This is a genomic window from Mycobacterium sp. E796, from assembly GCF_001672815.1.
Taxonomy (GTDB): Bacteria; Actinomycetota; Actinomycetes; order Mycobacteriales; family Mycobacteriaceae; genus Mycobacterium.
The window spans coordinates 1-8,278 of record NZ_LZKK01000127.1 but is presented as its reverse complement, the minus strand read 5'-3'; the positions used below and the strand labels follow the sequence as shown (position 1 = coordinate 8,278).

Here is an 8,278-nt window from a genome sequence, read left to right as displayed (position 1 = left end):
CGCCGTAGCCGCCGAGCATGCCCAGGTAGCCCTTCGCCGCCCACTGCCGGCAGTGCCGTTCCTCGTGGTGCAGCACCCGGTCCAGGTCGGGGCTGCCCCGAACGATCCGGCGCAGCCGCTCCGCCGGATCGCTGAGCGGGCCGCCGTTGACCATGAAGATGTCGCCCCAGGTGGTGCTGCACCACGAGGAACGGCACTGCCGGCAGTGGGCGGCGAAGGGCTACCTGGGCATGCTCGGCGGCTACGGCTGGGAGCTGGTGCGCGAGTTGGCGTTCGGCAAGACGAACAGGCTCGAGGAGGACGCCGGCCTGTCCGACGGCGGCTACAGGTGATACAGCGCGCGAATCCCGTGGGAGAGCACCATCGCACCGATCACGACCAACAGCGCCGCCAGCAGGGCGGCGTTGTTCTTGTCCATCCATTCCTTGACCCGCGCCAGCGTCGGGTCGAGGCGCTGACCGGCCGCCGCGTAGGCGAGGATCGGGATCGCGACGCTCGACGTCGCGACGACGACGAAGAACGCGGCGGCCAGCCAGTCACCGGCGACGCCGAGTCCGCTGGTGCCGATGCCCAAACCCGCCGGCACGCAGATCAGCGAAACGTCCGGCCGCACCACCGCCAGCGCCGCCCCCATCAGCCCCGCGCGGGCCGGCGTGATCGTGTCGAACGTGCGCATCCAGGCCGGCGACTCGCTGTGGCCCTGCCGGGTGAACCATTTGAAGATGCCGTAAATGATCAGCGCCGACCCGAGGACCACCCGCAGCCAGGACGACCACCTCGGCGGCGACTTGTCCAGCCCACCGAGCAGGCCGGACGCGGCGACCGACAGCGCCGTCAGCGCGGCGATGCCCAGCACCCAGCCGGCGAGGAACGCGAGGCTGCTCGGCCGCGCCCGCGGCGCCTGCAGGACCAGCACCGCGGGGATGACCGTGAGCGGCGAGAGCGAGATGACCAGCCCGAGCGGAATCAGCCCGGTCGCGACGGTAACCCAGCTTCCTGCCATGGGCAGCAATCTAGCGTGTGCCCCGCTACAGCGCGTGAATTCCGTTGTAAAGCACCAACAAACCGATCAGGACCAGGATCACCGCCAGCATGGCGGCGTGGTTTTGCTCCATCCACTCCTTCAGCCGCTCCAGCGTGTCATCGAGGCGGCCGCCGGAGCCGACGTAGGCGAGTATCGGTGCGGCGACCGTCAACGAGGACACGGCAACGAACACGGCCCCGGCGGTCCAGCCGGCGGCTATCCCCAGCCCGCCGGTGCCGATCGCCAGGCCGGCGACCGCGCACAGGATCAGCACCTCGAGGCGCACCACCGTGAGCACCACCCCGGTCACGCCGGCGCGCAGCGGGGTCATTTTGGAAAACGAACGCATCCAGGCCGGGCTCTTGCCCTGGCGATGCCGGGTCAGCCAGCGGACGATGCCGAACACGATGAGCGCCGCCCCCAGCACCACGCGCAGCCACGAGGCCCACTTCGGCGGTGTCTGGTGCAGATCGCCAAGCAGATCGGAGGCCCCGACGAACGCCGCGGTGAGGGCACCCATGCCCACCAGCCAACCGCCGAGGAAGGCCAGGCTGGCCGGCCGGGGCCGCGGCGCGTGCAAGACCAGCACCGCCGGGATGACCGTGATCGGTGAGAGCGCGATGACCAGACCGAGCGGAATGAGCTTGGTCAGTGCGGACGCCAGGTTGCCTGTCACGGGCAGCAATCATCGCACTGCTAGCCTTTCCGGCGCAGCGTCCAGGCGGGTATCCAGTGCGTCACGGTCTTCCGCTTGGAGCCATAGGCGATCGGATAGGTCACCAACCCCCACCAGTCGCCCTGTTCGCAGATGCCCCAGCAGCTCAGCCGTCCCTCGACGACCTTGTGCAACTGCAGGCCGTTGGGTTGATAGCGACCCGAGCGATGCGGCTCGCGCGGAAAGAGCACGGTCAGGTCGATCAGCACCGCGATCGGCGGGCGCACCACGCGAAACGGGTCGCGGACCGGCTGCCCGTTGTATCCGATCGACGCGAGGTCGCCCATTTATCGATCATACGTTCGAACGATGATGGTTGGGCAACGGCTGAGGGCGCGGCGCAGCGTCTGGCAACATAGCGGACGGTGAGCGCCTCCGATACCCGCGAGTCAGGACGGCGGCGTGGCGCGTTCGACCCGTTGGTCGTCGGACTTCTTGCGGCCGCAATAAGTTTGGCCGGTGCGGCCCGCCCGTCGTTCTGGTACGACGAGGCCGCGACCATTTCGGCCTCCTACAGCCGATCCCTGGGCCAGCTGTGGCAGATGCTGGGCAACGTCGACGCGGTGCACGGCCTGTACTACCTGTTGATGCACGGCTGGTTCCAGGTCTTTCCGCACACCGAGTTCTGGTCGCGCGCGCCGAGCGGCCTGGCGGTGGGCGGCGCCGCGGCCGGGGTGGTGGTCCTGGGCGGGCAGTTCTCGTCGCGCACCGTCGCGGTGGCATCCGGGGTCCTCTGCGGGGTCCTGCCCCGGACGACGTGGGCGGGCGTCGAGGCGCGGCCCTACGCCCTTTCCATGATGGCCGCCGTGTGGATAACCGTGCTGCTGGTTGTCGCGGCGCGCCGCAACGGCGCCTGGTCGTGGCTGTCGTACGGCGTCGCCCTGGCGGCGTCGATCTTGCTCGACGCGTACCTGGCGCTGCTGGTATTGGCGCACCTGGTCTACATCGCCGCCTTCGCGCGGACGCGAAAGGTCTTGCTGCGCTTCGTCATTACCTCGGCGGTGGCGGTGGGCGTCCTGGCACCGTTTTTGGCGGCGGTCGCCCGGCAATCGCCTCAGATCAAGTGGGTGCCGACGATCGGGCACCGGACGATCGAGGACGTGGTGATCCAGCAGTACTTCGAGCGAAGCCCGCCGTTCGCGGTTCTCTCGGCGCTGGTGATGGCCGCGGCTATTGTGTTGTGGCTCAGCGGATCCGTGCGGTTGGCGCGCGGAGACCGGCAGCTGTTGACCATCGCGGTCGCGTGGCTGGCGATACCGACCGCCCTCATCGTGCTCTTCTCGGCGCTAGCCCACCCGATCTACACGCCACGGTATCTGGCCTTCACCGCGCCGGCGATGGCCCTGATCCTGGGCGTCTGCACCGCCGCCGTGACCGCCAGGCCGTGGGCGGCGGCGGCACTGGTAGCCCTTTTCGCCGTCGCCGCGGTGCCGAACTACGTTCGGGCGCAACACAACCCGTATGCCAAATACGGGATGGACTACAGCCAGGTAGCGGACCTGATCACCGCCAAGGCGGCGCCGGGCGATTGCCTGCTGGTGAACGACACGGTGACGTTCATGCCGGCCCCAATGCGCCCGCTGATGGCGGCTCGCCCGGATGCCTACCGCAAACTCGTCGACCTCACGCTGTGGCAACGGGCGACGGACCGCCGGGACGTCTTCGACACCAACCTCATCCCGGAGGTCGTCGCCAAGCCGTTGAGCCAGTGCCGCGTCGTTTGGATCATCACCCAGGCCGACCCCGCGGTCCCCGCCCACGAGCAGGGCGCGGCGATTCCCCCCGGCCAGGTCTACGGGCCGACCCCCGCCTTCGCGGTCCCGCATGACCTGGGCTTCCGGCTGGTCGAGCGCTGGCAGTTCAACCTGGTTCAGGTGATCAAAGCGGAAAAATAGTCACCAGATGCGGATGTAGTCGACGAGCATGTCCGCCGGGTAGGTCGCCGCGGCAGGATCACCCGCGCCGACCCCACCGACCGCCAGCGTGAACATGGGCGTCATCCAGTAACCGGGGTTGTTGAACGGCCACCGGAAGTCGTCGGGGGCGCCGCCGTGGACGTGGATGGGCTTGTTCGGAACCGTGAAGTACTGCGACCCGTCGCGCGAGAACTGGAATCCGTTTTCACCCCAATGCATTTGCCAGGTGTGCCAGCCGCCATCCACCAGGCCGGGAATCGACTTGCCTTCCCAGGTCTTCCCGTTCGACGCGGCGTGGACGGTGGTGCCCGGGGGCCACGAACCGTTGCCGTACCACTCGAAGACGTCGACCTCGCCGTCGGGCAGCGGGTCCTCGTTGACACCCCAGAACGCGGACCACAGGCCGGGGTCCAGACAGTTCAGCTTGATCTTCGCTTCCCAGGTCTGGTTGATCATGCTGCGGAAGTTGCCCCGCAGTTTCGCGCCGTAGTAGGTGTCGCCCTCCTGGGTGGCACGCAGGACAAGGTTGGAGTTGCCGTCCTGGAACACGTTGCGGCGGTCGTCGCGGTAGATCCCCGCGACCGGCGGAAACACGTCGTCCTGCCAGGTCTGCACCGTCCACTTGGCCGGATCGGGAGCCGAGCCCGCCGGGCCGTCGAAATCGTCGGCGAAAAGGTAGCCGCCGGGCCCGGCCGACGGCGCCTTCGGCGGTGCCGGCAGAGACGGATTGGCCAGCGCCTCCGGGATGGGGGTCGCGGCCACGGCCGCCAGCATGCTCAGCCCCGTGGTCAACAACATGCTGCGACGATCCATCTGCTTACCACCCAATCGCTAAGAAGCCGGAACCTGCGGCCCGGCGTGATCTTCCCCGAGGCAACTTTCGCAAACGGTGTTATAAAACCACGCACCGGGGGCGGTACGCATCTCGCGCGACGGTGCGTCGCCCTGGGTTTTCGCGGATTAACCGCAGCTAGCGTGGCAAATCCGCTTCCCAGCTCTCCGCCGCGCGGGTTCCCGCCGCGTAAAGCAGTTGCTTGAGCTGGCGCTGCTCGTCGGCCGTGAGCCGGCCCAGGACGCGTTGATCGGCCGCGCGGACCGCGGCGTCGGCCCGTTTGAGCAGGGCTTTGCCGCGGCGGGTGAGCTGGGCGGGCATCGCCCGGCCCGACGGTGTCGACGCCGGGCGGGTCAGGGCGCCGCGTTCCTCGAGGGCGTGCAGCACCTGGTTGGCCGCCTGCGCCGAGACGTTGGTGCCGCGAGCCAGCTCGGCGCTGCTGAGCCCGGGGTGATGGGCCAGGATCCGCATGCACACGAACTCGGGCAGGGTGAGGCCCAGCGGCTTGAGCTCCGCGGCCACCTGGGGCCGCAGCGCCGCCACAACGCGGTACAGCAAAAACCCCAGCGGCGCCTCGTGGAATTGACTCACACCCTCATGCTCGCATGCGGCCGGCAGCCCCGAGAAAGCCACCATCAATTTCCTTGACATCGCGGGCGACGGTGGTATCAAGGAGCTTGATAGTCAAATGTGGAAAGGAACGACAGCGATGTCTGGTGGATTCTTTGGTGGTTTCGGTGGTTTCGGCGGACCCGGGTTCGGTGGCCCAGGCTTTGGCGGTCCCGGCTTCGGCGGACCCGGGTTCGGCGGGTGGAGCGAAAAGGGCTGGGGCCAGGGCGGCTTCGGGTTCAAGGGCGGATTCGGCCACGGTGGGCCCGGTCATCGGCCCTTCCTGAAGCGTGCGGCGTTCGTCACCGCGGCGCTGCTGCTCGACGGGCCGGCCGACGCCGCGCGGATCGTGCAGCGAGTGTCCGACGCGACCGAGGGCGCGTTCACGCCGCCGCAAGACGTGGCGGAGCTCGCGATCGGCCTGCTGGCCGGCCGGGGGGTGGTCACGGTCGACAACGGCGTCGCGACGCTGACCGAGCTGGGCCGTAACCTGCTGGCCTGGCGGGGCGTCAGCAGCGAGACCGCGCACGCCTTCCTGGGGCGCGCGGCCAAGTTTGGCGACGTGTTCAAGATCCGCAGAACGCTCTTCGAGCTCGCGGGGCTGGCCCGCACCATCGCCTGGACGGGCACCGACGAGCAGAAAGAGCAACTCGCCGAGACCCGGACCAAGGTGCTGGAGGCGCTGACCGACGCCAAGAAGACGCTGCACCGCGTCTTGGGGGAGAGTTAACCCGAAGCCGGTTCGCTCAGCTTGACCAGCATCTTGCCGATGTTGGCACCGGTGAATAGGCCGTTGAGGGCGTCGACGCACGACTCGACGCCCTCAAAAACGGTCTCGCGGTGCTTGATTCGGCCCTCACCCTCCCACTGGCGAAGCGCCGCATAGGCTTCCTCGAAGCGGCCCCAGTCGTCGAGCGCGTTGAACCCCTGCATCAGCGCGGTCTTGGACAACAGGTTCACGTAGTTGGCCGGCCCCGGGTGCTGGCCGCTGAGGTAGCTGGAGATGACGCCGCAGAGCACCACCCGCGCCTTGGTGGCCAGCCGGCCCAGCACCGCGTCCAGGATCGGGCCGCCCACGTTGTCGAAGTAGACGTTGACCCGGCGGGGGCAATGCTGTTTGAGCGCCGCGGCGACGTCCTCGTTCTTGTAGTCGATGCACGCGTCAAACCCGAAGTCCTCCACCACCGCCCGGCATTTCTCGGGCCCGCCGGCGATGCCCACCACGCGGGCGCCCGCGATCTTGGCGATCTGCCCGGCCACCGACCCGGTGGCGCCCGCGGCCGCCGACACCACCACCGTCTCCCCGGGCTGTGGCCGGCCGATGTCCATCATCCCCATGTAGGCGGTCGCCCCGGTCGGGCCGTACACCGACATCACCGCCAGCTGGTCCACCGCGGCCTGGCCCGGAACAGGGGTGCTGAACACGTCGTCGCGGATGATCGAGTACTCCTGGAAGCCCGTCAGCGTGGTGACGACGTCGCCGACCTCGAAGGCGTCGCAGCGCGTCGCCACCACCTCGCCGATGCCGGCGGCCCGGATGACCTCGCCCAGTTGCACCGGTGGAAGGTAGCCGGGTTGGTCGTTCAACCAGGTGCGGGCGGCGGCGTCCAGGCCGACGTAGGTGGTGCGCAGCAGCGCCTCGCCCTCGGCGGGTTCGGGCGCGAGCGTGGTGACCAGCTCGGTGTCGTCGGGCTGGACCAGCCCGGTCGGGCGGCGACGCAACAGGATCTGACGGTTCGGCAACTCGGGCACGGTGCTGAAACTACCCATACGGGCCGATCCAATGGGAGCATCTTCGCATGAACTCGCAGGACGACCCGGAGCAGCGCATCCGGGAACTCGAGCAGCCCCTGGCCGACACGGCACGCGCGTCCGAGTCCGGTCAGGCTCAGCCGCCCGGCGGCTACCCGTATTCGCCCGGCACGTATGCACCCCCGACGTATCCACCGCCACCGCCGCCGCAAAGCCCGTGGACCTACGGCGGCCCGCTCTCCGGGCCTCCGCCGAAGTCGCCGTCGGGCAACCGCACGTGGTGGATCCTGGGCACGGTCATCGTGGTCGGGTTCCTGGCGCTGGCCGGGGGCATCGCGGCCTTTGCGGCACACCAACTTTCGGGCGTCCGGTCGATCATCAACTCGACGCCCACCTTCCCCACCGTCACCGGGACCTTCGGTCCACCCTCGACCACCTCGCGGAGCCCCAGCCCGTCGAAGACCCGAACCACGACGCCGTCGACGTCACCCACCCCGTCGCCCGGGGGCAGGCTCAGCATCTCCGGCATCAACGAGAACCGGACCGTCGCGTGCAACGACAACCTCGTCAACGTGAGCGGGGTTTCCAACACGGTCGTGATCACCGGCCACTGCACGAGCCTCACCGTGTCAGGCGTCCAGAACGCCATCACCGTCGACGCCGTCGACAGCATCGACGCCTCCGGCTTCGACAACAAGATCACCTATCACTCGGGCAACCCGAAGATCAGCAACGCCGGCGGTTCGAACGTGGTGCAGCAGGGCTAGGTGGACTCCTCCGGATCCGAATCCGAATCCAAATCGTCGTCGAGGACGCTGACCGCGATGCCGTAGGGCAGGAAGCGCACCTTGCGCTTGGGGTCGACGTTGTTCTTGTTGGCGCGCAGCGCGTCGAGTTCGGTCGCGTAGACCTGCTCGACGTGCGCGCCGCCGTCGGCGTCCACGGTGTAGATCGCCCACACCCCGTCGCCGGCCTCGCCGGCGGTCTCCGGCCCGCGGCGGGGCCGCCTAGACAGGTCCTCGAACAACGCGGACCAACTCGTCCCCGGCACCGGCGCCGTGACGAATTTGCCGAGTCGCTCGAACACCTCGCGCAGCCCCTCGCTGCCCTCCCTGATCACACGGTCGAAATCCTCGGGATCGAACCCGAACGCACCGTACTCGCCCACGCAGGCCTCCTTGCATTTACAGCGTTACTGCCCAGTGTGCGCTCAGTCGCCGCCTCGTGCCACGGGCGGGCCTGCGGGCCCGGGCGGCGGGGCCGGCGGCGGTGGCGGGTTGATCGGAACTGGCACCGTAAAGAACGGAAAGTGCAGGTACAGGGTCAGAGGCGGCCGCTGGTACGGCGGCGGGGCGGGCGCCGCGACCTGCTCAGGCGGCGGCGGGGCGGCCGGCGGCGGCGCCGGTGCCGGTGCCTGCTGCACGGGGGGC

At 69.0% G+C, this 8,278-nt stretch carries 11 protein-coding genes and 1 pseudogene; 4 read left to right on the top strand and 8 right to left on the bottom strand.

The window, feature by feature from the left end:
- Positions 1-152: 152 nt before the first annotated feature.
- Positions 153-332 carry a hypothetical protein gene (locus A5706_RS10185; RefSeq protein ID WP_068129734.1) on the top strand — a complete coding sequence of 60 codons (180 nt, stop codon included), beginning with the start codon at positions 153-155 and terminating at the stop codon, positions 330-332.
- On the opposite strand, the gene A5706_RS10180 is transcribed toward A5706_RS10185, so the two are convergent.
- From A5706_RS10180 to A5706_RS10170, 3 genes are read right to left on the bottom strand one after another with little or no spacing between them, the layout of a single operon-like run.
- The gene (locus tag A5706_RS10180; protein WP_068129731.1) at positions 323-1,003 is read right to left on the bottom strand and encodes a GAP family protein; all 681 of its coding nucleotides are present in this window, start codon (positions 1,001-1,003) and stop codon (positions 323-325) included. The genes A5706_RS10185 and A5706_RS10180 overlap by 10 nt on opposite strands.
- Before the next feature lie 25 nt (positions 1,004-1,028).
- Positions 1,029-1,700, bottom strand: coding sequence for a GAP family protein (locus A5706_RS10175; protein WP_068129730.1), 672 nt, complete (start codon positions 1,698-1,700; stop codon positions 1,029-1,031).
- 20 nt (positions 1,701-1,720) lie between these two features.
- Positions 1,721-2,026 (bottom strand): hypothetical protein, encoded by a 306-nt coding sequence (locus A5706_RS10170; RefSeq protein ID WP_068102732.1) that lies wholly within the window; start codon positions 2,024-2,026, stop codon positions 1,721-1,723.
- A gap of 78 nt (positions 2,027-2,104) precedes the next feature.
- On the opposite strand from A5706_RS10170, the gene A5706_RS10165 reads away from it, so the two are divergent.
- On the top strand, positions 2,105-3,634 hold the full coding sequence (locus A5706_RS10165; protein WP_068129726.1) for a glycosyltransferase family 39 protein: 1,530 nt from the start codon (positions 2,105-2,107) through the stop codon (positions 3,632-3,634).
- Here the strand turns inward: A5706_RS10165 and A5706_RS10160 are convergent, their stop codons facing one another.
- Both A5706_RS10160 and A5706_RS10155 read right to left on the bottom strand, forming a co-directional pair.
- Positions 3,635-4,468, bottom strand: coding sequence for a family 16 glycosylhydrolase (locus A5706_RS10160; RefSeq protein ID WP_068129721.1), 834 nt, complete (start codon positions 4,466-4,468; stop codon positions 3,635-3,637).
- A 157-nt stretch (positions 4,469-4,625) separates the two neighbouring features.
- Entirely contained in the window at positions 4,626-5,078 is a 453-nt protein-coding gene (locus A5706_RS10155; protein ID WP_068129739.1) for a MarR family winged helix-turn-helix transcriptional regulator, read from the bottom strand.
- Positions 5,079-5,196: 118 nt separating this feature from the next.
- On the opposite strand from A5706_RS10155, the gene A5706_RS10150 reads away from it, so the two are divergent.
- Positions 5,197-5,826, top strand: coding sequence for a hypothetical protein (locus A5706_RS10150; protein ID WP_068129719.1), 630 nt, complete (start codon positions 5,197-5,199; stop codon positions 5,824-5,826).
- On the opposite strand, the gene A5706_RS10145 is transcribed toward A5706_RS10150, so the two are convergent.
- On the bottom strand, positions 5,823-6,848 hold the full coding sequence (locus A5706_RS10145) for an NADP-dependent oxidoreductase (protein ID WP_068129736.1): 1,026 nt from the start codon (positions 6,846-6,848) through the stop codon (positions 5,823-5,825). The genes A5706_RS10150 and A5706_RS10145 overlap by 4 nt on opposite strands.
- A gap of 47 nt (positions 6,849-6,895) precedes the next feature.
- Between A5706_RS10145 and A5706_RS10140 the strand changes: the two genes are divergently transcribed.
- Positions 6,896-7,615 (top strand): DUF3060 domain-containing protein, encoded by a 720-nt coding sequence (locus A5706_RS10140; RefSeq protein ID WP_068129716.1) that lies wholly within the window; start codon positions 6,896-6,898, stop codon positions 7,613-7,615.
- On the opposite strand, the gene A5706_RS10135 is transcribed toward A5706_RS10140, so the two are convergent.
- Together A5706_RS10135 and A5706_RS34205 are read right to left on the bottom strand one after the other, a co-directional pair.
- Entirely contained in the window at positions 7,612-8,016 is a 405-nt protein-coding gene (locus A5706_RS10135) for a hypothetical protein (protein ID WP_068129713.1), read from the bottom strand. The genes A5706_RS10140 and A5706_RS10135 overlap by 4 nt on opposite strands.
- Before the next feature lie 42 nt (positions 8,017-8,058).
- A pseudogene (locus tag A5706_RS34205) lies at positions 8,059-8,278 on the bottom strand (hypothetical protein); the annotation flags it as partial.